The organism is Luedemannella helvata (assembly GCF_039528415.1).
GTDB lineage: Bacteria > Actinomycetota > Actinomycetes > Mycobacteriales > Micromonosporaceae > Luedemannella > Luedemannella helvata.
Genome location: NZ_BAAALS010000005.1, coordinates 12,103 through 36,100, shown reverse-complemented (window position 1 = coordinate 36,100; position 23,998 = coordinate 12,103). Strand labels below are relative to the sequence as shown.

Below are 23,998 nucleotides of genomic sequence, written 5' to 3'. Positions count from 1 at the left end.
GGCGTGATCCGCACCGAGGTCGCCCGGCGTTGGCGGCTGGTCCGGGCCCCGGGCCGGTCGGTGCCGGCCTCGGTGCGGCGGTTCCATCAGCGCATCCGCCGCCGCCGGCTGCGGTCGGCGGCGCCGTGGCTCGCCGTCGTCGGCGCACTGGGGCTGGCGGCGCTGCTTGCCTGGGTGATCTTCGCAACCTCGCTGCTGGGCGTGCGGGAGGTGGCCGTGACGGGCACGTCCGTGCTCACCTCCGAGCAGGTGACGGCCGCGGCCGGTGTCGCGCCCGGCACGCCGCTCGCCCGGGTGGACCTTGACCGGGTACGCGCGGCCGTCAGCGAGCTGGCGCCCGTACGGGAGGCGCGCGTCCGCCGGCAGTGGCCCGGAACGCTGGTCATCGACGTGCAGGAGCGGGTGGCGCTGGCGACCGTGCCGGTCGGCTCGCAGTTCGCGGTGATCGACGGGGCGGGCGTGGTGTTCCGCACGCTGGCACAGCGCCCGCGCGAGTTGCCGCTGGTCGTGCTGGCCTCACCGGGCCCGGATGACGTGTCGACCCGGTCGGCCCTGCGGGTGCTGCGGACGCTCACCCCGCAGTTGCGCGAGAGCCTGGTACGGATGGTCGCCCCGACGCCGGCGCGCATCCGGCTGGAGCTCGGCGGCGGCCGTACGGTCGTGTGGGGCGACGCCGAGGACAGCGACACGAAGGCCCGCGTGGCGACGGCGCTGCTCAAAAAAGAGGGCACGCTCATCGATGTGAGCGCGCCCGAATTCGTCACTGTGGGATAACACCCGGACAACGGTGGGAAGACACGCCGCTGGGGTCCTTGGTTCGGATGGTTGTGGCGCCTACGGTCCGGGGCAGGAATTCTAGTTCACATAACTATGAGCCTCAAGTAGACGGTGAGGGTTTGCGCCTGAGCCGTACGCGCTCGGGCTACCGTCCACCGTGGACCGGCGAGGTGGCTGGCGCTGATCGACCGCGACGCACCTCGAAGGGAAGGCATTGATGACACCTCCGCACAACTACCTGGCGGTCATCAAGGTGGTTGGCATCGGCGGTGGCGGGGTGAACGCCGTCAACCGGATGATCGAGGTCGGTCTCAAGGGCGTTGAGTTCATCGCGATCAACACCGATGCCCAGGCCCTGCTGATGAGCGACGCCGATGTCAAGCTCGATGTGGGCCGGGAGCTGACCCGCGGACTCGGCGCCGGCGCCAACCCCGACGTCGGCAAGAACGCCGCCGAGGACCACCGCGACGAGATCGAGGAGGTGCTGCGCGGCGCCGACATGGTCTTCGTGACCTGCGGCGAGGGCGGTGGCACCGGTACGGGCGGCGCGCCCGTGGTCGCCAACATCGCGCGCAAGCTCGGCGCGCTGACCATCGGCGTGGTCACCCGGCCGTTCTCGTTCGAGGGCAAGCGGCGCCAGGTGCAGGCCGAGTCGGGCATCGAGGAGCTGCGCCAGCAGTGCGACACGCTCATCGTGATCCCGAACGACCGCCTGCTCGCGCTCGGCGACCGGGGCATCAGCATGATGGACGCCTTCCGTCAGGCCGACCAGGTGCTGCTCTCCGGTGTGCAGGGGATCACCGACCTGATCACCACGCCGGGTCTGATCAACCTCGACTTCGCGGACGTGAAGAGCGTGATGAGCGGCGCGGGCAGCGCCCTCATGGGCATCGGCAGCGCGCGCGGCGACAACCGCGCGGTGGAGGCCGCCGAGGCGGCCATCTCCAGCCCGCTGCTGGAGCAGAGCATGGACGGCGCGCGTGGCGTGCTGCTGTCGATCGCGGGCGGCTCCGACCTGGGCCTCTTCGAGATCAACGACGCGGCCCAGCTGGTCACCGACGCCGCGCATTCGGACGCGAACATCATCTTCGGCGCGGTCATCGACGATGCCCTCGGCGACGAGGTGCGTGTCACGGTGATAGCGGCCGGCTTCGACGGCGGCGCGCCGGCCTACAAGCCGGCGGAGCTGCAGCGCAAGGTTCCCGCCGAGCAGGGTCAGCAGCCCCGCCAACCGGGCCCGTCGCTGCCGCCGGTGCAGAGTGGCCCGCGCCGGGTGCTCTTCGACGACGTCGACGTGCCCGACTTCCTCAAGAACGGCGAGTGAGCGCCCCGGAGCACGCGCGCCGCGCCCAGCTGTCGGAGAACCTCGCCCGGGTACGGGCGGAGATCGCCGACGGCTGCGCGGCGGCCGGCCGGGACCCGGCCGAGGTGACGCTCGTGGCGGTCACGAAGACGTACCCGGCCAGCGACGTCTGTCACCTGGTGGCGCTGGGCGTCACGGACGTCGGCGAGAACCGCGACCAGGAGGCGGCGCCCAAGGCGGCCGAGGTGGCCGCCGCGGGCGCCGCGCCGCGCTGGCACTTCGTCGGACAACTGCAGCGCAACAAGTGCGCGTCCGTGGTGGGCTACGCCGACGTCGTGCACTCCGTCGACAGCGTGCGGCTCGCGGATGCCCTGGGCCGGGCGGCCGGGCGGCACCGCGACACCGACCTGGACGTGTTCGTCCAGATCAGTCTCGACGGGGATCCGACACGCGGCGGCGCCGTGGCCCCGCCCGGGTACGCCCCGGGCGTGTCGGGTCCCACGGCCGAGCCGGATCGTGATCTTGAGCGGGTGGCGGCCGCCGTGGCGGCCGGGGAACGGCTCCGGTTACGCGGAGTGATGGCCGTGGCACCCCTCGGTTGGCCTCCGGCGCGCGCGTTCACCCTGTTGGCGGACATCGCCGCACGGCTTCGTGTCGGATATCCGACCGCTCACGCTGTGTCGGCGGGGATGAGCGGTGATCTCCGCGACGCGCTCGCCCACGGCGCGACACATGTCCGGATCGGCAGCGCATTGCTCGGTAACCGCCCGCCGCTCCGGTAGCCTGGTGCTCAGGGCGCTGAACTACATCACTGTTATTTGGCGCGCCGGCGGTGTGACCACGCACCGGCGGCGCGTCGCCGTCAGTGGGGTAGCCGGTGCCAGGACCGGAATCAGGACGGGTGGCCGCGAACTGCCCGGCCGGATGGCTGCGGTGGCGGCCGCAGAGGGGCAGCACGACGCGGGGGCGTGCCGCAGAGCGACGGAGGGGCGCGGCGATGGGTGCACTGCGCAGGGCCGGTGTGTGGCTGGGCCTGGTCGAGGAGGAGGACGACCGCGCCTACCCCGGTGACTACGACGACGAGTTCGCCGACGACGAGGAGTTCCAGCCGGTCCGCCCGCGCGGCTCGCGTCCGGGTGAGCGGCTCGCCGACCGGGCCGCGGAGCGCGCCAGCCTGGCCGATCGGGCTGCGGAGCGCGCGGCCGAGCGGGCCGCCGAGCGCGAGCGAGCCGACCGGGAGCGGGTGGAGCGCGACCGCTCCCACCTGGCCGATCGCGGGCACGCGGGCGACCCCGTCGTGGCCGAGCGCGGCAGCGTGCGGTCGCTGGCGCGGCCGGGGGCCACGGCGTCCACCAGCTACCCGACACAGGACAACCTCGCGCTCGCGCCGCAGGTCCAACTCCGCGAGCGGGCAGTGGTCGGGGAGGGCTACGAGACGGCGCACGAGGGCCGTTACCAGATCACCACGGTCCACCCGACCACCTACAAGGAGGCGCGGACGATCGGCGAGCACTTCCGCGAGGGTGTGCCCGTCATCATGAACCTCACGGAGATGGATGAGCCCGACGCCCGTCGGCTCGTCGACTTCGCCGCCGGGCTCGCGTTTGGGCTGCGCGGTAGCATGGAGCGCGTCACCAACCGCGTCTTCCTGCTTTCGCCCGCCAATGTGCAGGTCACCGCGGAGGACAAGGCGAAGATCGCTCAGGGCGGGTTCTTTGAGCATGGCTGAGAGGCGTAGCAGGACGTGCTGTCGGTGGTCTTTCAGGTTCTGTACCTGGTCATCTACTTCTTCCTGCTGACGCTTATCGCCCGTTTCATCCTGGGTACGGTGCTCAGTCTCGGCCGGCGCTGGCGTCCGGCCCGCGGCTCCGCGGCAGCGCTGGAAGTTGTCTGGAGCGTCACCGATCCACCCCTCAAGGCGTTGAGGCGAGTGATCCCACCGCTGCGAGTTGGTACGGTGAGCGTCGACCTAGCTTCTCTTGTGCTGCTGGTTATTGTGTTCGTGCTGATGTACTTCGTGGTTCCGAGCCTGATTGCCATAACGTCGAGTTAGGCCCGACACCACGCGGCCGCGACTGACCCGAGGAGATTCGATGCCGCTAACCCCGGCTGACGTCCACAACGTCGCGTTCAAGAAGCCCCCGATCGGCAAGCGGGGGTACGACGAGGAGGAGGTCGATGCTTTCCTCGACGAAGTTGAGCGCGAACTCGCACGACTCATCGAGGAGAACAACGAGCTCCGGGCGCAGGGCGGAGGCCGCGCGCCGGCGACCGGCGCGGGCGGCGACCCGCGGCTGGCCGCTGAGCTGAACGAACTCAAGGCGACGCTCGACCGCGTGCAGCGCGAGAAGGCATCCGCTGAGCAGGCCGCCCGCCAGATGCAGGGCGAGCTGGAGCAGGTGCGCGCCCAGGGCGGCGCGGCCGGCGACGGCGAGCAGCAGGCGCTGCGGGTGCTCATGATGGCCCAGCGCACCGCCGACGACCACGTGTCGGACGCGCGCCGCGAGGCCGAGAAGCTGCTCACGGACGCGCGCACGAAGGCCGACGAGCTGACCCGCGAGGCCCGTTCGAAGGCCGAGGCGCTTGAGCGTGACGCCCGCACCCGCCACCAGGAGGCCATGGGCGGCCTCGAGGCCAAGCGCACCGCGCTGGCCAAGCACCTCGAGGAGCTCAAGCAGTTCGAGCGGGAGTACCGCACCCGCCTGAAGGCCTACCTGGAGAGCCAGCTGCGCGACCTGGCCGGTCGCGGCGAGGCGCTGCAGGACGAGCCGACCCGCAACGGCGGCGCCGCCGACGCGCCGCGCCCGGCGGGCCCGGCCGGCGGCCTCGCGACGGCCGGCGCGGGCGCCCTGGGCAGCCCCGGTGGCCGCGCCACGGACAGCGCAGCCCACTGACGCGTGACCGGGGTGGGCGCCGTGACGCGCCCGCCCCGTACGCATAACCCGTCCGCCGATATCGGTGCGCCGGCCGCGATGCTTCAATGGTGCGTGGCCAGTGCCGACGTGACAATCATCGCGATCCGGGTCAAACCGGGGGCACGCCGCCCCCGCGTCGGCGGCCGCCACGAGGGCGCTCATGGTCCGGCCCTCGTCGTCGCCGTCTCCGCGCCGGCTGTCGACGGGCGCGCCACGGAGGCCGCGCTGCGCGAGCTGGCCACCGCTCTCGGCCTTCGGCGCGCGGACGTGGCCCTGCGCGCCGGGCAGGCCAGCCGCGACAAGCTCGTCGCCATCGCCGCCCCGCCCGCGACCTGGTCGGACCGGCTCGCGGAACTCCGCGGGGACGCCGCCCAGTGACAGGGGATCTCGACGAAGGCCTGCTGATCGGGTCGCTCGTGCTGCTCGTCGCCGTCGCCGCCGTGCGCCTGTCCACCCGTGCCGGCCTGCCGAGCCTGCTCATCTACCTGGCTCTCGGGGTCGCCCTCGGCGAGTCCGGGCTGGGCATCGACTTCGAGAACGTCGATCTCACGCGGGTTCTCGGCGTGTGCGCCCTGGTCGTGATCATCGCGGAGGGCGGTCTGTCCGCCCGCTGGTCCGTCGTGCGACCCGTACTGCCGGCGGCGGCCACGCTCGCCACCTTCGGCGTCGTGGTGAGCGTCGCCGTGGTGGGCGTCGTCGTGCACCTGCTGCTGGACGTACCCCTGCAGTTGGCGCTGCTGTACGGCGCGGTGCTCTCCTCGACCGACGCGGCGGCCGTCTTTGCCACGCTGCGGCGGCTGCTCGTCCGGCCCCGGCTGGCCGCCACCCTGGAGGCCGAGTCCGGCATCAACGACGCCCCGGCCGTGCTGCTGGTGCTCGCCCTGTCCGTGCCGGCGGGGTCACACCTCGTCTGGTGGCACGAGCTGCTGATCATGCTGTACGAACTCGCGGCCGGCGGGCTGGTCGGCGTGGCCGTCGGGGTGATCGGCGCCTTCGGGCTGCGCCGCGCGGCGCTGCCGGCCGTGGGCCTCTACCCGCTCGCGGTGGCCGGGCTCACCATCCTGGCGTACGCGCTGGGCGCCAGCGTGCACGCCTCCGGTTTCCTGGCCGTGTACACGTGCGGGGTGATCCTCGGTAACGCCCGCCTCCCGCACCGGCAGGCGGTGCTCGGCTTCGCCGACGGGCTGGCCTGGCTGGCCCAGATCGGCCTGTTCGTCCTGCTCGGGCTGCTCGCGTCGCCGGCACGGCTGCCGTCGGCCGTGGTGCCTGCCCTCGTCGTGGGCACGGTCCTCGTCATCGCGGCGCGGCCGCTGTCGGTGCTGCTGAGCGTCGCCTGGTTCCGGGTCGGCTGGCGTGAACAGATGTTCCTGTCCTGGGCCGGGCTGCGCGGGGCGGTGCCGATCGTGCTCGCCACCATCCCGCTGTCGGCCGGCGTACCGGACGCGACACGGCTGTTCGACGTGGTCTTCGTCCTCGTGGTGATCTTCACAGTGCTCCAGGCCACCTCGCTGACCCCGGTCGCCAGGTGGCTGCGCGTCACCGCCCCGGCCGAGCCGACCGAACTGCGCGTGGAGACCGCCCCGTTGGACGAGATGAACGCGGAGATGCTCCAGCTGAAGGTGCCCCCGGGCTCCCACCTGTCCGGCATGTACATCGACGAGCTGCGCCTGCCCCAGGGCGCCGCGGTGACCCTGGTGCTGCGCGAGGGGCGGGGCTTCGTGCCCCAGCCCGCCAGCCGGCTGCGGTCCGGTGACAGCCTGCTCATCGTCGCGACCTCCGACAGCCGGGACGCCGCCGAGCGGCGGCTGCGGGCGGTGAGCCGGCGCGGGCGCCTGGCCCGCTGGTACGGCGAAAAGGGTGAGGCTGAGCTGCACTGAGTTTCCGCGTTGCCCGAAATGGTCCGCGTACGTGTGGCATGTTTGTCGGAAGCCCACAGGTTCCGTATCCTTGCCAGCCTCTGGAGTGCGCGGCGCCCCGCCGCGTGCCCGTTTTTGCATGTGGGGGACAGCCATGGCCGAGCGGGCAGGTGCCGTGCGGAAGGCCAACAAATCGGGCGCCGTGCCGGCGTCCGAAGCGCCCTCGGCGCGCGCCCGGACGAAGGCCGCGTCGGCGACGGAGGCCGCCCCGGCGAAGAAGGCGACGCCGGCTAAGAAGGCGACGCCGGCGAAGAAGGCGACGCCGGCTGAGAAGGCCGCCGCCAAGGCGGCTCCGGCGAAGACGGCGCCGGCCGCGGAGGCCACCCCCACGAAGAAGACCACCACGGCCACGCAGGCGACCACCGGGAAGGCCGCGCCGGCCAGGAAGTCGGCCGCGAAGGCGGCTCCGGTCGAGAAGGCGGCTCCCGCCAAGAAGGCGCCGCCCGCGAAGAAGACAGCCCCGAAGAGCGCGGTGGCCGCCAAGGCGGCCCCGGCGAAGGCGGCCAAGGCCGCGCCAGCGACGTCCCGGGCCACGACGGCCCAGGCGAAGAAGTCGGCGGAGAAGGCGGCGCCGGCAACCAGGACGGCGACCCGTAAGAACACATCCACGGGCGGGGGGCCGCCGGCGCGACCGGCGGCCGTCCGGGCCGAGGCACCGGAATCCGCCGCCACCAGTGCGGCCGAGGGAGCGACAATGGCGAAGCCAGCTGACACGAAGACCGCCCGGAAGGCCGCGCCGGTCAAGGCCTCGCGTAGCGCGGCGGAGACCGAGAAGATCCGTGAGGCGCTCGCCGCCCGCCGCGACGAACTCCGCGAGGAGTACGAGTCGACGCTCACCGAGATCGCCGAACTGCAGCGCGACCGGCTGACCGACTCGGCCGGCGACGACCAGGCCGACACGGGCACGAAGACGTTCGAGCGCGAGCAGGAGATCTCGCTCGCCAACAACATCCTCGACCGGATCAACCAGGTGGAGCGTGCCCTGGAGCGCCTCGACGACGGCCAGTACGGCTGGTGTGAGCGGTGCGGCAACCCCATTCCGGTCGAGCGGCTGGCCGCGTTCCCATCGGCTACTCTCTGCGTGACCTGCAAGCAGCTGGAGGAGCGGCGTTGACACCTGATCTTCTTTCGCCGGGCTCGGAGGATGCCCACCGCGAGGCGGTGGAAGAAGATCGGCCCATCGCGGCGGCTTCGCGGCGGCGGGCGTGGCTGTTCCTCGCCATCACGGCGGCGGTGGTGATCGTCGCCGACGTGGTCACCAAGACGCTGGCGATCCAGCACCTGGGCAACGGCCAGGACTCGATCCGCCTGCTCGGCGGTGCCGTGTACCTCACCTTCACCCGCAACGCCGGCGCGGCGTTCAGCATCGGCGAGGACCTGACCTGGGTCTTCCCGATCATCGCCATCATCGTGTGCGGCGTGATCGTGGCGCTCGCCCGCAAGCTCGCGTCCACACCGTGGGCCATCGCCATCGGGCTCATCCTGGGCGGCGCCATGGGCAACCTCGCCGACCGGATCTTCCGCGCGCCCGGGCCGTTCCGTGGCCACGTGGTGGACTTCATCAGCGTGTTCGGCGACGCGGGCGAGCGCTTCCCGGTCTTCAACGTGGCCGACTCGGCGCTGACCTGTGGCGTCGTCCTCGCGATCATCCTCGAGTTCACCGGCCGCCGCCGCGACGGCCTGCCCGCCACCGCCGACGGCTCGTGACGGCGGCGTACTCCCCGGCCGGGCGGGAGGGCGAGCGGCGCACGGTGCCGGTCCCGGACGGCCTCGACGGGCTCCGGCTGGACCTCGCGATCTCCCGGCTGTTCGGGCTGTCCCGCACGGCGGCGGCCACCCTCGTCGATGACGGCGCGGCCTCGGTCGACGGCGTGTCCCGCAGCAAGTCCGACAAGGTGCGGGCGGGCGACTGGCTTGAGGTCGTGCTGCCGCCGCCACCCGTACCGGTGACCGAGGTGGAGCCGACCCCGGTCGACAACCTGCGGATCGTGTTCGACGACGACGACATCGTCGTGGTGGACAAGCCGGTCGGCGTCGCCGCGCACGCCAGCCCCGGCTGGACCGGGCCGACCGTCACGGGCGGGCTCGCCGCCATGGGACTGCGCATCTCCACGAGCGGCGCGGCCGAGCGGCAGGGCGTCGTCCACCGGCTCGATGTCGGCACGACCGGCCTCATGGTGGTCGCCAAGAGTGAGATCGCCTACAGCGTCCTCAAGCGGGCCTTCAAGGAGCGCACGGTCGAGAAGCGCTACCACGCGGTGGTGCAGGGGCAGCTGGACCCGTTGCGCGGCACCATCGACGCGCCGATCGACCGCCATCCCACGCACGACTACCGGTGGGCGGTGATCTCCGGCGGCAAGCCGAGCGTGACCCACTACGACACGCTGGAGGCGTTCCCGTCCGCCAGCCTCGTCGACGTGCGCCTGGAGACCGGCCGTACCCACCAGATCCGGGTCCACTTCTCCGCGATGCGCCACCCGTGCGTCGGCGACCTCACCTACGGCGCCGACCCGACGCTCTCGGCCCGGCTGGGGCTGGAGCGGCAGTGGCTGCACGCCCGTTCGCTGACGTTCGAGCACCCGACCCGGGGCGACGAGGTGACCTTCGTCAGTGAGTACCCCCCGGATCTGGCGGACGCGCTCGGGACCCTGCGGGCCGCGGCCTGAGCGTTGTCCCGCTGGATAGGATGAGCTGCCCGACCGACCACCAATAGTTGGCCGTGCGGGGATGGCAAAGGGCGCCGCAGTCCGTAGCCTTGGCGTGACATCACGGTTCGGGAGGAGCAGCGTGGACACCGAGCGGGCCCAGGCCGACGCCGACGGCCGGTGGCGCGCGCTCCGCGACCTCGGCCGCCACGGTGGCCGGGCGGCGCCGCCCGAGGACCACCCGTACCCGGCGCAGCGCGACGGCCGTCTCCCGCCCCGACCCGTCCCGCCGCCCCAGGGCTACGCGCCCCCGGCCCACGGCCGGGCGTCGTCCGCTCCCGTCGGGCACGCGTCCCCGCCGCCGCAGGCCGCCCCGAACGATCCGGCGTTGCAGTTGCTGCGGCGCAGCTTCGGCGGGCCCCGCGTGCTCGCGTTCGCCAACCCCAAGGGGGGCGTCCACAAGACCACGGCCACGGTTCTCGCGGCGGCGACCATCGGTGCCGTGCGCGGCCGGGGCGTGCTCGCCTGGGACGACAACGAGCTGCGCGGCACGCTCGGCCTGCGCGCCGGCAGCGCCCGGCATGCCCGTACGATCCGGCACCTGATGCGCGAGCTCCTCGAGGTGGAGGCGCTCTACGGCCCGGCCCTGGCCGAGCGCCTGGACGACTTCCTGCGCCACGCCTCCGACGGCACCTACGACGTCCTCGCCGGCGAGGAGAACCCGCGCTTCGCCGAGAAACTCGACCCGTACTCGGTGCGTCGGGTGCTCGAGCTGCTGCGCCGCACGCACGAGGTCATCTGCGTGGACACCGGCAACAATGTGGAGTCGGCCAACTGGCAGACCGTCCTGGACTCCGCCGACCAGCTCGTGGTGACCACGGTCCCCCGCGAGGACGCGGCGTTCACCGCCGACTGGATGCTCGACCTGCTGGAGGAGAAGGGCATGAGCTCCCTCGTCTCCAACGCGGTCACCCTGCTGTCGTGCCCGACACCCCGGCCCTCGCCCCTGCTCGACGACCTCGCGCGACACTTCGCCACCCGTACGCGCTCGGTCGTCGTGGTGCCCTACGACCCCGCCCTGGAGCCGGGGTCGTCGATCGAGTTCCCGCAGCTCGCGCCCGCCACCCGGGCCGCCTGGCTGCACGCCGCCGCCGTCATGATGGCCCCGTTCGCCCGCTGACCGCGCCCCGCCCTCCGCGCCGCGGTGCGCGCCGGGGCGGCCACCGTGCGCCGCGAGGCCGCCCACGCATGCACTGTGGCGCACACAGCGCACGCGGCCCGGCGAGATGTCTTAATTGCCCGCATAGGGCGGGCGGGTGTGGTTCGCTCGATGCACGGGCGCCCCGTCGTGGGGCCAGGTCGAGGAGCCAGCATGACCAGTGCCACGCCCGGGCCCGATGAGCCGGACCCGCGCGCCGAACCCGAACAACCGCCCGGGCAGCCGTCACCGTGGCCGCCCGCCCCGGACGACTCCGCGCCGTCGGGTGCCGCCGGCAGGGACCCGGACCGGCCGCAGTCGCCCGCCGCACCCGGCCCCCAGGAGCCGCTCGAAGGGCCCGCCGGCTGGTATCCGCCGCCGCCTGATGCTGGTCATCCGCCCCCGGGTGGCGCCGGTGAGCACCCGCCGCCGCCCGGCCCGCCGCCCGGCCCGCCGCCCGGCCCTCATCCGCCTGGTGGCTCGCCGCCGCCCGGCCCGCCGCCGCCCGGAGCCCAGGCGCATGGCGGCTACCCGCCGCCCGGCCAGCCGGGGCAGCCAGGCCAGCCGGGAATCCCACCGGGCTACCCGGGCCAGTACGGGTATCCACCCGGCACCATGCCCGGCCAGCCGTACGGCGGTCAGCCGCCCGCCGGCTACCCACCCGGCGAAGGGAACAAGCAGCAGCGCTGGTGGATCTGGCTGCTCGTCGCGCTCGTGGCCCTGCTCATCCTCTGCTGCCTCGGGGCGATCATTGTCATCGCCGCCCTTAACGACAGCACCGACAACACATCGTCGGGTGCCTCGTCGGCCACCACCGGGCCCGCGTCGCCCACCGCACCGCTGCCGGCCGCGCCGGGCCACCCGACCGCGGGCGGCATCGGCACCCCGCTGACGGACGGCGTGCTGCAGTTCGTCGTGGTTTCCGCGAACTGCGGGGTGGCCGAGGTCGGCACGCCGGACCGGCATGTCACGGCCGACGGCCAGTTCTGCGTGGCGAGCCTCACGGTCCGCAACGTGGGTTCGGAGGCGCGACTGTTCAGCGACGTGTTCCAGCGGGCGTACGACACGGCCGGCAAGTCGTACCGGGCGGACAGCCTGGCGGGCGCGTACGCCAATCGCGGCCACGCGGCGTTCTTCACCAAGGTCGATGTGGGTGCCCAGGTGAGCGGGTCGCTGGTGTTCGATCTTCCGAAGCAGGCCGTCCTGAAGCGCCTGGAACTGCATGATTCGCCGGCTTCCCAAGGGGTGAGCGTCACCGTGTCGTAGGCCCCGCGGGGCGCGTGTCGCGGGGCCGGGAAGACTAGGCTCGGGCGGTACCGCTGAAGGGAGGCGCAGCGTGGCCGACTCGTTCGTGCATCTCCACGTGCACACCGAGTATTCAATGCTCGACGGGGCGGCCCGGCTCAAGCATCTGTTCAGCGAGGCGGCCCGGATGGGCATGCCCGCGCTGGCGATGACCGACCACGGCAACGTCTTCGGGGCCTACGACTTCTACAAGCAGGCCACGGCCGCCGGCGTGAAGCCGATCGTCGGCCTGGAGGCCTATCTCACGCCGGGCACGGACCGCCGCGACCGCACCCGGGTGCGCTGGGCCGACGGCGGCGAGAACGACGTCTCCGGCGGTGGCGCGTACACCCACATGACCATGCTGGCGGCGGACGCCGACGGCCTGCACAACCTCTTCCGCCTCGCGTCCCGGTCGAGCCTGGAGGGCTACTTCTACAAGCCGCGCGCCGACCGCGAACTGCTCCACGAGTACGGCAAGGGGCTCATCGCCACGACCGGTTGCCCGTCGGGGGAGATCCAGACGTGGCTGCGCATCGGCAACTTCGACAAGGCGGTCGAGTCGGCGGCGGAGTTCCGCGACATCTTCGGCGCGGACAACTTCTACCTGGAGCTGATGGACCACGGCCTGGGCATCGAGACCCGGGTCCGCGACGACCTGCTCAAGCTCGGCAAGGTGCTCAACCTCAAGCCGATCGCCACGAACGACCTGCACTACACGTACGCCCATGACGCGGACGCGCACGAGGTGCTGCTGTGCGTGCAGTCCGGTTCGACGCTGGCGGACCCGAAGCGGTTCAAGTTCGACGCGCGCGACTTCTACCTGAAGTCGGCCGAGGAGATGCGCGCGATGTGGGACGCGCAGGTGCCGGGCGCCTGCGACAACACGCTGGAGATCGCCGAGCGGATCGGCGACTACAAGAGCGTGTTCGCCTCCCGCAACCTGATGCCGCAGTTCCCGGTGCCCGAGGGGCACACCGAGGAGTCGTGGCTGCGCGCCGAGGTCATGCGCGGGCTGGAGATCCGTTTCCCCGGCGGCGTGCCGGAGGGCCACAAGCAGCAGGCCGAGTACGAGCTCAACGTCATCTGCCAGATGGGCTTCCCGGGGTACTTCCTGGTGACGGCCGACCTGGTCGCCTACGCCAAGCGGGAGGGCATCCGGGTCGGCCCCGGCCGGGGGTCGGCGGCCGGCGCGCTGATCGCGTACGCCCTCGGCATCACCGAACTCGATCCCATCGCGCACAAGCTGCTGTTCGAGCGGTTCCTGAACCCCGACCGCGTCTCGATGCCCGACATCGACATGGACTTCGACGAGCGCCGGCGCGGCGACATGATCCGGTACGCGACGGAGAAGTACGGCGAGGCCCGGGTCGCCCAGATCATCACGTACGGCACGATCAAGGCCAAGGCGGCGATCAAGGACGCGGCGCGCGTACTCGGGTATCCCTTCGCGGTGGGTGACAAGATCACGAAGGCCATGCCCCCGCCGGTCATGGGTAAGGACATCCCGCTCACGGGCATCTTCGATCCCGCCCACCCGCGCTACCCGGAGGCCGCGGAGTTCCGCTCCCTCTACGAGTCCGAGGCCGACGTCCAGAAGGTCGTCGACACCGCCAAGGGCCTGGAGGGCCTCAAGCGGCAGTGGGGCGTGCACGCGGCCGGCGTGATCCTGTCCCGCGACCCGCTCGTGGACGTGCTGCCGATCCAGAAGCGCGAGCAGGACGGCGCCATCATCACCCAGTGGGACATGGGCGCCTGCGAGACCATCGGCCTGCTCAAGATGGACTTCCTGGGCCTGCGCAACCTCACGGTGATGGACGACTGCCTGGTCAACATCAAGGCCAACCGGGGCGAGGACCTCGTCCTCGAATCGCTGCCGCTCGATGACAAGAAGGCGTACGAGCTGCTCGCGCGCGGCGACACGCTCGGGGTGTTCCAGCTCGACGGCGGCCCGATGCGCTCCCTGCTGCGCTCGATGGTGCCGGATAACTTCGAGGACATCTCCGCCGTCCTCGCGCTCTACCGGCCGGGCCCGATGGGCGCCAACGCCCACAACGAGTACGCCGACCGCAAGAACGGCCGCAAGCCGGTCGTGCCGATCCACCCCGAGCTGGCCGAGCCGCTCGCCGACATCCTGGGCGACACGTACGGCCTGATCGTCTACCAGGAACAGGTCATGGCGATCGCCCAGAAGCTCGCCGGCTACTCGCTGGGCGCCGCCGACCTGCTGCGCCGCGCGATGGGCAAGAAGAAGAAGGAGATTCTCGACAAGGAGTACGTGCCGTTCTCCGGCGGCATGCGCGCCAACGGATACTCCGACGACGCCATCAAGACCCTGTGGGACATCCTCGTCCCGTTCTCCGACTACGCGTTCAACAAGGCGCACACCGCCGGGTACGGCCTGGTGTCGTACTGGACGGCGTACCTGAAGGCGAACTACCCGGCCGAGTACATGGCGGCGCTGCTCACCTCCGTCGGCGACGACAAGGACAAGTCCGCCGTCTACCTGGCGGAGTGCCGGCGGATGGGCATCAAGGTGCTACCGCCGGACGTCAACGCGTCCTCGGCCCGGTTCACGTCGGTGGGCGAGGACATCCGGTTCGGCCTCGCGGCCGTGCGCAACGTCGGCGTCAACGTCGTCGAGTCGATCATGCGGTGCCGCAGGGAGAAGGGCGCCTACACCGACTTCTACGACTACCTGCGCAAGGTCGACCAGGTGGCCTGCAACAAGAAGACCATCGAATCCATGATCAAGGCGGGGGCGTTCGACTCGCTCGGGCACACCCGCAAGGGCCTGCTCGCCGTGCACGCGGACGCGATCGACAGCATCCTCGACGTCAAGCGCAACGAGGCTGTCGGCCAGTTCGACCTGTTCGCCGACCTCCTCGGTGACGACCCGTCGTCGTCGGGCGGCGGGCTGTCGGTCACCCCGCCGATCCCCACGACCGAGTGGGACAAGGCCGACCTGCTGGTGTTCGAGCGGGAGATGCTCGGCCTGTACGTGTCCGACCACCCGCTGCTCGGGCTGGAGGGCGTGCTCGCCAACGCGGCCGAGATGTCGATCTCGGCGCTCGCCGAGGAGGGCGTCGTCGGCGACGGCCAGATCGTCACCCTCGCCGGCATCCTGTCGGGCCTGCAACGGCGCATCACCAAGCAGGGCCGCGCGTGGGCCTCGGCCACCCTGGAGGACCTCGGCGGCGCCGTCGAGGTGCTGTTCTTCCCCAACACGTACGAGGTGGTGGGGGAGCACCTGGCGGAGGACGCGATCGTGGTCGTCAAGGGGCGGGTCGACCGCCGCGACGACCAACCCCGGCTCATGGCCATGGATCTTTCACTGCCGGACATCAGCCAGCCCGACGCGGGCCGGCCCGTCGTGGTGGCCCTGCCCAGCAACCGCTGCACCCCGCCGCTCGTCGACCGTCTCAAGGAGGTCCTCACGAGCCACCCCGGCTCCGCCGAGGTCCACCTGCGGCTGCTCTCCGGCGGTGGCCGGACGACCATGCTGCGCCTCAACCCGGTGCGGGTGGCGCCCACGACCGCGCTCATGGCCGACCTCAAGGCGTTGCTCGGCCCCGGTGCGATTGGCTGAACACGGTGGCTCGCACGTCGACTGGACACTGGGTAAAGTACGCTGGCCGCGGCCTACCGCGTCATCGTCGGACAGATAACGCAGTCCGGGCGCGCCGGCCGAGAAGCCTGAGGTCCACCTGATGATCGCGGTTAGCTGGGGTGCGGCGACCGACGTCGGCAAGATCCGACAGGTCAACGAGGACAGCCTCGTGGCCAACGGGCAGGTCTTCGTGGTCGCCGACGGCATGGGCGGCCACGCCGCGGGCGACGTGGCGAGCCGCCTGGCCGTCGAGGCGTTCGACGGGCTGGCCGGCGACTGGTCCATCCGGCCGGAGGCCGTCCTCAACGTCGTCGCCGACGCGAACGACTCCATCCTCGACGCCGCCCGTCATGGCGAGGGCCGCGGCGGCATGGGCACCACCGTCGTGGGCCTCATCGCGGTCCAGAACGACGGGCACGACTTCTGGTTCGCCTTCAACGTCGGCGACTCCCGGCTCTACCGCAGCTTCGGCGGGGAGCTGGAACAGGTCTCGGTGGACCACTCGCTGGTGCAGGAGCTCTACGAGGCCGGCGCGATCACCCAGGAGCAGCGCCGCGACCACCCGCGCGCCAACGTGGTGACCCGGGTGCTGGGCACCGACCCGACGCCGCTGCCCGACTACTGGTTGCGTGCCCCCCAGTCCGGCGAGCGCTTCCTGCTGTGCTCCGACGGGCTGAGCAACGAGGTGCCCGATGACGTGCTGGCCGCCACCCTGACGGCCGGCGCGGACGCCCAGCGCACCGCCGACCAGCTGGTGGAACTGGCCCTCACGGCTGGCGGCCGGGACAACATCACCGCCATCGTCGTCGAGACCCGGTAGCGCCGCATCCCGCCGGGCTTCGCCGGCCGCTCCCGCCGGCCGCTTGGGCGATCCTGGGAGCGAGTCGACCCGGCACCAAGATCGCTGTTTCCGGTGCCGGAGTGCAGGTGGGCTGCACGTCCGGGCACGAAACGGCGATCATGACTCGGCCTGCCCCCGCGCCACACGGATCGGTCGCCGAAAGTGGGGTCGGAGGTACGGGCCGGGTGTCAGTACGGGCAGCCACCTGAGAGGATCACGCGGTGACGTTTCCACCCACCGGCCCCGCAGATCGCCACGATCCGCCCCAAGGCCAGGGCCACGACCACGGGCAGGACCACGACGTGGCGGGTCAGCCGCCGGTCGCCGGCGCCCCCGCGGCGTGGCCGGGCAGCGGTCCGAGCGGCGCCCCCGCGGCGTGGCCGGGCGGCGGTCCGGGCGGAGCCGCGGTGGCGTGGCCGGGCGGCGGGCCGGGGTACGACCCGGCGGCGTGGGGCTACGGTCAGCCGCCCCCGGCCGCGCCCCGGTCGAACCTGTTGGGGGACGTGCTCGTGGGCGTACTCACCGCCGTGGTCGTCGCGGCCCTGGGCGCGCCGCTGGGCTGGCTGTGGGCGGCGCTCGCGCCGCGCATCCCGATCGTGCGGGTGGACGGCGGGTTCACGTACGCGGACGCGGAGCCGGAGCAGGTGGTCGCGGCGGACGGTTGGTTCATGCTGCTCGGCGCCGGGGCGGGCATCCTGTTCGCGGTGGTCGCGTGGATGTTGCTCAAGCGGTGGCGCGGACCGTTCATCGTGATCGGCCTGGTGCTGGGCAGCCTGGGCGGGGCGTGGCTGGCGTGGTGGGCCGGGCGGCAGGTGGGGCTCGCGGAGTTCGAGCGGCTGCGCGAGACCGCGACCGTGGGCACCCAGCTGCTGGCCCCGCTGGGGTTGCGGGCCACGGACTTCGCGGCCGCCCACCCGTGGACGCCGAAGCTGACCGGCGTGCTGGCGGTGCAGGCGCTGGCGGCCGCGTTCGTGTACACGTGCTGCGCCGGGTGGTCGCGGTTCGCGTCGCTGCGCGGCCCGGACCCAGAGCCGACATATCCCTCATATCCGGCTTATCAGATGCCGCCGGCGACCGATGATCAGTTCGGCCCTGGCCGCACCGGCAGCTCCGACACCGGGACCGGCACGGCCCGCACCTGACGCAACAGCACAACCTCCCGCTGGAGGATCGCCAGCTCGGCGCGCAGCCGGGCGGCGGTCTCCGGCGCGGCGAGCAGCGCCTGGCGCTCGGCGAGCGTCAGCGACGCGGTCGCCGCGACGAGGTGTGACAGCACGGTCGGGTCCTCCGGCAGTTGCTCGGCGACCTCCTCGGCATCCGTGCGCACGAGCCCCAGGTACGTCCGGAACACCGCCAGGACCCGGGGCGCGAGCGCCTCGGCGGCCGGGCTGTCCCGCGGCTCCGGCAGGAAGCTCACCCGCGCCCGCAGGTAGGGGGTGTCGTCCGTGACCACCTCGTCGATGGCGAACCGGCGCCGCCCGACCGTCACCAGGTCGAACCGGCCGTCGGGGTGCTCGGTGACCTGCCGCAGCTCGGCCGTGCAGCCCACCTCGTGCAGCGTGACCGCGCCCGAGCCGCCCTCCACCTCCCACCCGCTGGCGATGGCCACCACGCCGAACTGGCGCTGCGTGCCGTCCGGCAGGGCGATCAGGTCGCGCACGAGGGCCCGGTACCGCTCCTCGAAGACGTGCAGCGGCAGGACCAGTCCGGGGAAGAGCACCGTGCCGAGGGGAAACAAGGGCAGGGCCGGGGTCACGTCATCGAGCCTAGGCGGCCGTCGCCCTCCCGTGTAGGGCGTTGTCCCGCCGGTTGGACCGTGTCGACCCGGCCAGGCGCCCGGACTAGACTCGGCCAGGTGCTGACTCGCCTCGACCTGCGGGGGACCCGGCCCACGCCGAGATCGCTCCGCGGCATCCTTCCGCGCGCCGCCGTCGACGTCGCCTCCGTGCTCGCCACGGTGGAGCCGATCATCGCCGACGTGCGTCATCGGGGGGAGGAGGCGGCCCACGACTACTCGGAGCGGTTCGACGGGGTGCGCCCCGCCAGCCTGCGGGTGGACCCGGCCGAGCTGGCCCGGGCGCTGGCCGCGCTCGATCCCGACATCCGCGAGGCCCTCCAGGTCGCCATCGAGCGGGTCCGCAAGGTGCACGCCGAGCAGCGTCGACCCGACGTCACCACCGAGGTGGTGCCCGGCGGCGTGGTCGTCGAGCGGTTCGTGCCGGTCCAGCGGGTGGGCCTCTACGTCCCCGGCGGCCTGGCCATGTACCCGTCGAGCGTCGTGATGAACGTCGTGCCGGCGCAGGAGGCGGGCGTCGACAGCATCGTGGTGGTGAGCCCGCCGCAGAAGCCGAGCGCCCTGCCGGACGAGCGGGTCCTCGCGGCCTGCGCGCTGCTGGGCGTCGACGAGGTCTACGCCGTGGGCGGGGCCCAGGCGGTGGCCGTGCTGGCGTACGGGGCGGGCGAGTGCGAGCCCGTCGACCTGATCACCGGCCCGGGCAACATCTACGTCACGGCCGCCAAGCGCGCGGTGCGCGGCGTCGTGGCCATCGACGCCGAGGCGGGTCCCACCGAGATCGCGATCCTCGCGGACGGGACGGCTGACCCGGTGCACGTCGCGGCCGACCTGATCAGCCAGGCCGAGCACGACCCCTCGGCCGCCAGCGTCCTGGTCACCACGAGCACCGAGCTGGCCGACGCGGTCGACGAGGAGCTGGCCCGTCAGGTGCCGGTCACGAAGCACTCCGGCCGCATCCTCACGGCGCTGACCGGCCCGCAGTCCGGCACGGTCCTCGTCGACGACATCGACGCGGGCGTGGCGGTTGTCGATGCGTACGCCGCCGAGCACCTGGAGATCCAGACCCGGGACGCGGCCGGGGTGGCGGCCCGGGTGCGCAACGCGGGCGCCATCTTCGTCGGGGCGTACTCGCCGGTGTCGCTCGGCGACTACTGCGCCGGCTCCAACCACGTGCTGCCCACCGGCGGGTGCGCGCGGCACAGCGGCGGCCTGTCGACGGCGACGTTCCTGCGCGGCATCCACGTCATCACGTACGACGAAACGGCGCTCGCGGACGTCGCGCGCCACGTCGTCACGCTCGCGGAGGCCGAGGACCTGCCCGCGCACGGCCAGGCCGTCACCGCGCGGCTGCGGGGCCAGGGCCGATGACCACGCTGGACGATCTGCCGCTGCGGTCCGACCTCAAGGGCCGCTCTCCGTACGGGGCACCGCAGCTCGACGTCGAGGTGCGCCTCAACACCAACGAGAACCCGTACGCGCTGCCCGAGGCGGTGGCCGACGAGGTCGAGAAGGCGCTGCGCGGCGTCCTGCGCGGCCTCAACCGCTACCCCGACCGGGAGGCCGAGGCGCTGCGCGGCGACCTCGCGGCCTACCTGGGCGCGTCGACCGGGCACACCGGGCTCACGGCCGACAACGTGTGGGCGGCCAACGGGTCCAACGAGGTGCAGCAGCAACTGCTGCAGGTGTTCGGCGGGCCGGGCCACCTCGCGATGGGCTTCTCCCCGTCGTACTCGATGCATGAGATCCTGGCGGCCGGCACGGGGACGCAGTGGCACGACGCGCAGCGCGGCGCCGACTTCGGCCTGCGGCCGGAGAGCGCGTCCGCGCTCGTGCGGGTCTACCAGCCCGACATCGTGTTCCTGTGCTCGCCGAACAACCCGACCGGCACCGCCCTCGACCTTGAGGTGATCGAGGCGGTGGCGCGGGAGGCGCCCGGCGTCGTGGTGGTCGACGAGGCCTACGGCGAGTTCGCCCGCGCCGGCACCCCGAGCGCGGTGACGCTGCTGCCCAGGTACCCGCGGCTCATCGTCACGCGCACCATGAGCAAGGCGTTCGCGTTCGCGGGGGTCCGGCTGGGCTATCTGGCCGCCGACCCCGCGGTGGTCCAGGCCGTTCAGCTGGTACGCCTGCCCTACCACCTCTCGGCGCTGACCCAGGCCGCCGCGCGCGCCGCCCTGGCCCATTCGGCGACGCTGCTCGCGCAGGTCGAGGCGATCAAGGCAGAGCGCGACCGCATCGTCGCCGGGCTGCGCGCGTTGGGCCTGCGGGTCGCCGACAGCGACGCGAACTTCGTCCTCTTCGCCACGCCCACGCCGGACCAGAAGGCGACCTGGCAGGCGTTGCTGGAGCGCAGCGTGCTCGTGCGCGACGTGGGCCTGCCGGGCTGGCTGCGGGTCACCGCGGGCACGAAGGAGGAGACCACGTGGTTCCTCGAGGCGATGGCCGAAGTGGTCGCCGAGTCCGGGACCAGGGAAACTGTGACAGTGGGGCAGGAGAAGAGCAGCGATGAGTCGTAGCGCGACGGTGGAACGGACCACCGCCGAGACCAAGATCCGTGTCGAGCTGCACGTCGACGGCACGGGCCGCCACGACGTCAGCACCGGCGTGGGGTTCTACGACCACATGCTCGCCCAGCTGGCCAAGCACGGCGGCCTGGACCTGACCGTGCGCACGGACGGCGACCTGCACATCGACGCCCACCACACCGTGGAGGACACCGCGCTGGCGATCGGCGCCGCGCTGGCCCAGGCGCTCGGGGACAAGGCGGGGGTACGCCGGTTCGGCGACGCCCTCGTGCCGCTGGACGAGGTCCTCGTGCAGGCGGCCGTCGACCTGTCCGGGCGCCCGTACGTGGTGCACGAGGAGCCGGCCAACCTGGCTCCGTTCGTCGGCGGCACCGGCCCGGTGTTCGCGACGAGCCTGACCCGCCATTTCTGGGAGTCGCTGGGCCACGCGGCGCGGGTCACCCTGCACGTCAACGTCGTGCGCGCGAGCCGGCCGGGCGCCCAGCCCGACGCCCACCACGTGATCGAGGCGCAGTTCAAGGCCGTCGCCCGCGCCCTGCGCGACGCGGTGCGCGTGGAGCACCCTGGCGGCGCCGTACCCAGCACCAAGGGCGTGCTGTGAGTTCGGTCATGCCCATCGTGCTGTTCGGCATCGCCGGGCTGTTGGTCGGCGGGCTGCTGCAGCTGCGTACGAACGGCGCGAGCAAGCTGACGCTGATCATCATGGGTGTGCTGGCCGCGCTCGCGGCCGCGGGAGGCGTGCTGTGGCTGCTCCCCGAGTGACGATCCTGGACTACGGCTCCGGCAACCTGCGCTCGGCGCAGCGGGCGCTCGCGCGGGCCGGCGCCGACGTGACGGTCACCCCGGACCTGGCCGCGGCCGAGGCCGCCGACGGGCTGGTGGTGCCGGGCGTAGGGGCGTACGCGGCGTGCATGGCCGGCATCGACGCGGTCGGCGCGGCGCCCGTGATCACCTCCCGGGTGGCCGCCGGCCGGCCCGTCCTGGGCATCTGCGTGGGCATGCAGATCCTCTTCTCGTACGGCGAGGAGCACGGCGTCGTCACCAAGGGGATCGGGCTCGTGCCCGGCGGCGTGGTGCGCCTGGAGGCCGACGTGGTCCCGCACATGGGCTGGAACACGGTGACCCCGCCGGCCGGCTCGCTGCTGTTCGACGGCGCCGCCCCGGACACCCGGTTCTACTTCGTCCACTCCTACGCCGCCCGGCCCGAACCGGCGCTCGCCGAGGCGGGCGTGGCGGTGACCACGGCGAGGCACGGCGGCGACTTCGTCGCGGCCGTCGAGGTCGGCAGCCTGTGCGCCACCCAGTTCCACCCGGAGAAGTCCGGCGACGCGGGCGCCCGCCTGCTCGCCAACTGGGTCCGTTCCCTGTGAGCAAGGAGCGGGCGCAGCGCCGGGCGGTCCGGGAGGCGGAGGAGGCGCTCCGCAAGGCCAAGCGGGCGCGGCAGGTGGCGCGCCGGGCCCGGTGGCGGCCGATGCGCCGCGCCCTCGCGCCGCGTACCCTCTACCGGCGGATCGTCCCCGACCGGCGCACCGGCCGGCTGCTGCCCCGACGCAACAGCGGCGAACGGCTGGTGATCACCACCATGACGGTGGTGGCGCTCGCGGCGGTGTGGCTGCTGCTGGACTCCTGGCCGGTGCGCATCGGGCTGACGGTGCTCGCGATCGTGGCTGTGCCGGTTCTGGTCGTGGTGGCCTTCGACCGCCGCACCCGTTGAAAGGTAATGAGATGACGTTGCAGTTGCTCCCGGCGGTGGATGTCGCCGACGGTCAGGCCGTGCGCCTGGTGCAGGGCGAGGCCGGTTCCGAGACCGGGTACGGCGACCCGTTGGAGGCCGCGCTGGACTGGCAGCGCGGCGGCGCCGAGTGGATCCACCTCGTGGACCTCGACGCGGCGTTCGGTCGGGGCTCCAACGCGGCGCTGCTCGCCGACGTGATCAAGAAGCTGGACGTGCAGGTGGAGCTGTCCGGCGGCATCCGCGACGACGATTCGCTGCGCGCCGCCCTGGCCACCGGCGCGACCCGGATCAACATCGGCACGGCCGCCCTGGAGGACCCGGTCTGGTGCGACCGCGTCGTCGGCGAGTACGGCGAGCGCGTGGCCATCGGGCTCGACGTGCGCGGTCACACGCTCGCGGCGCGCGGCTGGACCCGCGAGGGCGGCGACCTGTTCGAGGTGCTGGACCGGCTCAACAAGGCAGGGTGCGCCCGCTACGTCGTCACCGACATCCGCCGCGACGGCACGATGACCGGCCCGAACCTGGACCTGCTCCGCGAGGTGTGCGCGCACACCGACGCGCCGGTGATCGCCTCGGGCGGGGTGTCCACCCTGGACGACCTGCGCGCGCTGGCGACCCTGGAGCCGGTCGGCGTCGAGGGCGTCATCACCGGCAAGGCCATCTACGCCGGCGCGTTCACGGTGGCCGAGGCCCTCGCGGTCCTGGCGGGCGCCTGACTCACGGACGGCGGGCGAAGGCGAAGTCGGCGACCTGCCGGCCGGCGTCGATCGCCCGCCGCTCGAACGCGGTGACCGGCCGCGTCTCCAGCCGGGGCGCCGCGCCGTCGTGCAGGTTGACCAGGGTCGGCTCGGAGCTGAGCACCGCGAGCATCTGCTCGGCGTAGTCGGCCCAGTCGGTGGCGCACAGCAGCAGCCCGCCCGGCGCCAGGCGGTCGGCCAGCAGCGCCACCGTGGCCGGCTGCACGAGGCGGCGCTTGTGGTGGCGGGCCTTGGGCCACGGGTCCGGGAAGAACACGTGCACGGCCGCCAGGCTCGCGGGGGTCAGCCCGTCGCGGACGAGGTCGAGCGCGTCGCCGCGGGCGGGCCGCAGGTTGGTCAGCCCGCGGCCCTCGATCTCCGTGAGAATCCGCCCGAGGCCGGGGGTGTGCACGTCCACGGCCAGGTAGTCGCGGTCCGGGTCGGCGGCGGCCATGGCGACGGCCGCGTCGCCCATGCCACAGCCGATCTCCAGCACGAGTGGCGCGCGCCGGCCGAACAGCGCGGCCGTGTCGACCGGCCCGCGCGCCGCGGGATCGGCCGGGATGTCGAGCCCGAGGCTGGGCCACAGCCGCTCGAGCGCCTCGGCGCGCCGGGTGCCCGTCCGGCCCCGCCGGGGGTGGAACGTCCGGATCCGGGCGTGGTGGCGGGCGTCGAGGGTGGAAGTCACGACGGCAACGGTACCCGGCCGGACGGCTC

Annotated in this window: 24 protein-coding genes and 1 pseudogene; 23 read left to right on the top strand and 2 right to left on the bottom strand. The window is 72.8% G+C overall.

The annotated features are described in order from the left end of the window. Positions 1 to 3 precede the first annotated feature (3 nt). From ABD191_RS06560 to ABD191_RS06485, 16 genes and pseudogenes are all read left to right on the top strand, one after another. A complete protein-coding gene (locus tag ABD191_RS06560; protein ID WP_344077952.1) occupies positions 4 to 774 on the top strand; it encodes a cell division protein FtsQ/DivIB in 771 nt (256 codons plus the stop codon). Between the two features lie 220 nt (positions 775 to 994). Then, positions 995 to 2,101 carry a cell division protein FtsZ gene (ftsZ, locus tag ABD191_RS06555; RefSeq protein ID WP_344077950.1) on the top strand — a complete coding sequence of 369 codons (1,107 nt, stop codon included), beginning with the start codon at positions 995 to 997 and terminating at the stop codon, positions 2,099 to 2,101. Beyond that, on the top strand, positions 2,098 to 2,862 hold the full coding sequence (locus ABD191_RS06550) for a YggS family pyridoxal phosphate enzyme (RefSeq protein WP_344077948.1): 765 nt from the start codon (positions 2,098 to 2,100) through the stop codon (positions 2,860 to 2,862). The genes ftsZ and ABD191_RS06550 overlap by 4 nt, the downstream gene beginning before the upstream one ends. A 215-nt stretch (positions 2,863 to 3,077) precedes the next feature. Continuing rightward, a complete protein-coding gene (locus tag ABD191_RS06545) occupies positions 3,078 to 3,809 on the top strand; it encodes a cell division protein SepF (protein ID WP_344077946.1) in 732 nt (243 codons plus the stop codon). A 15-nt stretch (positions 3,810 to 3,824) separates the two neighbouring features. Continuing rightward, positions 3,825 to 4,133, top strand: a complete 309-nt coding sequence (locus ABD191_RS06540) for a YggT family protein (protein WP_344077944.1) — start codon at positions 3,825 to 3,827, stop codon at positions 4,131 to 4,133. A 40-nt stretch (positions 4,134 to 4,173) separates the two neighbouring features. Further along, positions 4,174 to 4,974, top strand: a complete 801-nt coding sequence (locus ABD191_RS06535) for a DivIVA domain-containing protein (RefSeq protein WP_344077941.1) — start codon at positions 4,174 to 4,176, stop codon at positions 4,972 to 4,974. A gap of 78 nt (positions 4,975 to 5,052) precedes the next feature. Next, on the top strand, positions 5,053 to 5,373 hold the full coding sequence (locus ABD191_RS06530) for a DUF167 domain-containing protein (RefSeq protein WP_344078386.1): 321 nt from the start codon (positions 5,053 to 5,055) through the stop codon (positions 5,371 to 5,373). Beyond that, positions 5,370 to 6,872 (top strand): potassium/proton antiporter, encoded by a 1,503-nt coding sequence (locus ABD191_RS06525; protein ID WP_344077939.1) that lies wholly within the window; start codon positions 5,370 to 5,372, stop codon positions 6,870 to 6,872. Before ABD191_RS06530 ends, ABD191_RS06525 begins: the two co-directional genes overlap by 4 nt. Positions 6,873 to 7,605: 733 nt before the next feature. Next, on the top strand, positions 7,606 to 8,025 hold the full coding sequence (locus ABD191_RS06520) for a TraR/DksA family transcriptional regulator (protein WP_344078385.1): 420 nt from the start codon (positions 7,606 to 7,608) through the stop codon (positions 8,023 to 8,025). Then, the gene (gene lspA, locus ABD191_RS06515; RefSeq protein ID WP_425560672.1) at positions 7,977 to 8,618 is read left to right on the top strand and encodes a signal peptidase II; all 642 of its coding nucleotides are present in this window, start codon (positions 7,977 to 7,979) and stop codon (positions 8,616 to 8,618) included. The genes ABD191_RS06520 and lspA overlap by 49 nt, the downstream gene beginning before the upstream one ends. Beyond that, positions 8,615 to 9,577, top strand: a complete 963-nt coding sequence (locus ABD191_RS06510) for an RluA family pseudouridine synthase (RefSeq protein ID WP_344077937.1) — start codon at positions 8,615 to 8,617, stop codon at positions 9,575 to 9,577. The genes lspA and ABD191_RS06510 overlap by 4 nt, the downstream gene beginning before the upstream one ends. A gap of 187 nt (positions 9,578 to 9,764) precedes the next feature. Next, positions 9,765 to 10,736 (top strand): annotated as a pseudogene (locus ABD191_RS06505) (MinD/ParA family ATP-binding protein); the annotation flags it as partial. A 192-nt stretch (positions 10,737 to 10,928) separates the two neighbouring features. Continuing rightward, a complete protein-coding gene (locus ABD191_RS06500; RefSeq protein ID WP_344077935.1) occupies positions 10,929 to 12,020 on the top strand; it encodes a DUF4352 domain-containing protein in 1,092 nt (363 codons plus the stop codon). 70 nt (positions 12,021 to 12,090) lie between these two features. Further along, positions 12,091 to 15,627: a DNA polymerase III subunit alpha gene (gene dnaE / locus ABD191_RS06495; RefSeq protein WP_344077933.1), complete on the top strand. Its 3,537-nt coding sequence runs from the start codon at positions 12,091 to 12,093 to the stop codon at positions 15,625 to 15,627. Positions 15,628 to 15,748: 121 nt separating this feature from the next. Further along, the gene (locus ABD191_RS06490; protein WP_344077931.1) at positions 15,749 to 16,468 is read left to right on the top strand and encodes a PP2C family protein-serine/threonine phosphatase; all 720 of its coding nucleotides are present in this window, start codon (positions 15,749 to 15,751) and stop codon (positions 16,466 to 16,468) included. 242 nt (positions 16,469 to 16,710) lie between these two features. Then, positions 16,711 to 17,631 carry a DUF2567 domain-containing protein gene (locus ABD191_RS06485; RefSeq protein ID WP_344077928.1) on the top strand — a complete coding sequence of 307 codons (921 nt, stop codon included), beginning with the start codon at positions 16,711 to 16,713 and terminating at the stop codon, positions 17,629 to 17,631. On the opposite strand, the gene ABD191_RS06480 is transcribed toward ABD191_RS06485, so the two are convergent. Next, positions 17,571 to 18,245, bottom strand: coding sequence for an LON peptidase substrate-binding domain-containing protein (locus ABD191_RS06480; protein WP_344077925.1), 675 nt, complete (start codon positions 18,243 to 18,245; stop codon positions 17,571 to 17,573). The genes ABD191_RS06485 and ABD191_RS06480 overlap by 61 nt on opposite strands. A 99-nt stretch (positions 18,246 to 18,344) precedes the next feature. On the opposite strand from ABD191_RS06480, the gene hisD reads away from it, so the two are divergent. Genes hisD through priA form a run of 7 tightly spaced genes read left to right on the top strand, consistent with a single transcriptional unit; the run spans position 18,345 to position 23,260 of the window. Beyond that, complete coding sequence (gene hisD / locus ABD191_RS06475) at positions 18,345 to 19,652, top strand: histidinol dehydrogenase (RefSeq protein ID WP_344077922.1); 1,308 nt, start codon at positions 18,345 to 18,347, stop codon at positions 19,650 to 19,652. Next, on the top strand, positions 19,649 to 20,800 hold the full coding sequence (locus tag ABD191_RS06470; RefSeq protein ID WP_344077920.1) for a histidinol-phosphate transaminase: 1,152 nt from the start codon (positions 19,649 to 19,651) through the stop codon (positions 20,798 to 20,800). The genes hisD and ABD191_RS06470 overlap by 4 nt, the downstream gene beginning before the upstream one ends. Then, complete coding sequence (gene hisB / locus ABD191_RS06465; protein ID WP_344077918.1) at positions 20,790 to 21,410, top strand: imidazoleglycerol-phosphate dehydratase HisB; 621 nt, start codon at positions 20,790 to 20,792, stop codon at positions 21,408 to 21,410. The genes ABD191_RS06470 and hisB overlap by 11 nt, the downstream gene beginning before the upstream one ends. Continuing rightward, on the top strand, positions 21,407 to 21,571 hold the full coding sequence (locus tag ABD191_RS06460; protein WP_344077916.1) for a hypothetical protein: 165 nt from the start codon (positions 21,407 to 21,409) through the stop codon (positions 21,569 to 21,571). The genes hisB and ABD191_RS06460 overlap by 4 nt, the downstream gene beginning before the upstream one ends. After that, a complete protein-coding gene (gene hisH / locus ABD191_RS06455; protein ID WP_344077914.1) occupies positions 21,553 to 22,179 on the top strand; it encodes an imidazole glycerol phosphate synthase subunit HisH in 627 nt (208 codons plus the stop codon). The genes ABD191_RS06460 and hisH overlap by 19 nt, the downstream gene beginning before the upstream one ends. Continuing rightward, complete coding sequence (locus ABD191_RS06450) at positions 22,176 to 22,523, top strand: hypothetical protein (protein ID WP_344077912.1); 348 nt, start codon at positions 22,176 to 22,178, stop codon at positions 22,521 to 22,523. The genes hisH and ABD191_RS06450 overlap by 4 nt, the downstream gene beginning before the upstream one ends. A gap of 11 nt (positions 22,524 to 22,534) precedes the next feature. Beyond that, the gene (gene priA / locus ABD191_RS06445) at positions 22,535 to 23,260 is read left to right on the top strand and encodes a bifunctional 1-(5-phosphoribosyl)-5-((5-phosphoribosylamino)methylideneamino)imidazole-4-carboxamide isomerase/phosphoribosylanthranilate isomerase PriA (RefSeq protein ID WP_344077910.1); all 726 of its coding nucleotides are present in this window, start codon (positions 22,535 to 22,537) and stop codon (positions 23,258 to 23,260) included. 1 nt (position 23,261) lies between these two features. On the opposite strand, the gene trmB is transcribed toward priA, so the two are convergent. Next, the gene (gene trmB, locus ABD191_RS06440; protein ID WP_344077908.1) at positions 23,262 to 23,969 is read right to left on the bottom strand and encodes a tRNA (guanosine(46)-N7)-methyltransferase TrmB; all 708 of its coding nucleotides are present in this window, start codon (positions 23,967 to 23,969) and stop codon (positions 23,262 to 23,264) included. Positions 23,970 to 23,998: the final 29 nt, after the last annotated feature.

Excerpts from the sequence above, each read along its gene's own strand:
- ftsZ (WP_344077950.1), top strand. The coding sequence starts at position 995 with ATGACACCTCCGCACAACTACCTGGCGGTCATCAAGGTGGTTGGCATC.
- ABD191_RS06545 (WP_344077946.1), top strand. The coding sequence starts at position 3,078 with ATGGGTGCACTGCGCAGGGCCGGTGTGTGGCTGGGCCTGGTCGAGGAG.
- ABD191_RS06535 (WP_344077941.1), top strand. The coding sequence starts at position 4,174 with ATGCCGCTAACCCCGGCTGACGTCCACAACGTCGCGTTCAAGAAGCCC.
- ABD191_RS06530 (WP_344078386.1), top strand. The coding sequence starts at position 5,053 with ATGCTTCAATGGTGCGTGGCCAGTGCCGACGTGACAATCATCGCGATC.
- ABD191_RS06520 (WP_344078385.1), top strand. The coding sequence starts at position 7,606 with ATGGCGAAGCCAGCTGACACGAAGACCGCCCGGAAGGCCGCGCCGGTC.
- ABD191_RS06500 (WP_344077935.1), top strand. The coding sequence starts at position 10,929 with ATGACCAGTGCCACGCCCGGGCCCGATGAGCCGGACCCGCGCGCCGAA.
- ABD191_RS06490 (WP_344077931.1), top strand. The coding sequence starts at position 15,749 with ATGATCGCGGTTAGCTGGGGTGCGGCGACCGACGTCGGCAAGATCCGA.
- ABD191_RS06470 (WP_344077920.1), top strand. The coding sequence starts at position 19,649 with ATGACCACGCTGGACGATCTGCCGCTGCGGTCCGACCTCAAGGGCCGC.
- hisB (WP_344077918.1), top strand. The coding sequence starts at position 20,790 with ATGAGTCGTAGCGCGACGGTGGAACGGACCACCGCCGAGACCAAGATC.
- priA (WP_344077910.1), top strand. The coding sequence starts at position 22,535 with ATGACGTTGCAGTTGCTCCCGGCGGTGGATGTCGCCGACGGTCAGGCC.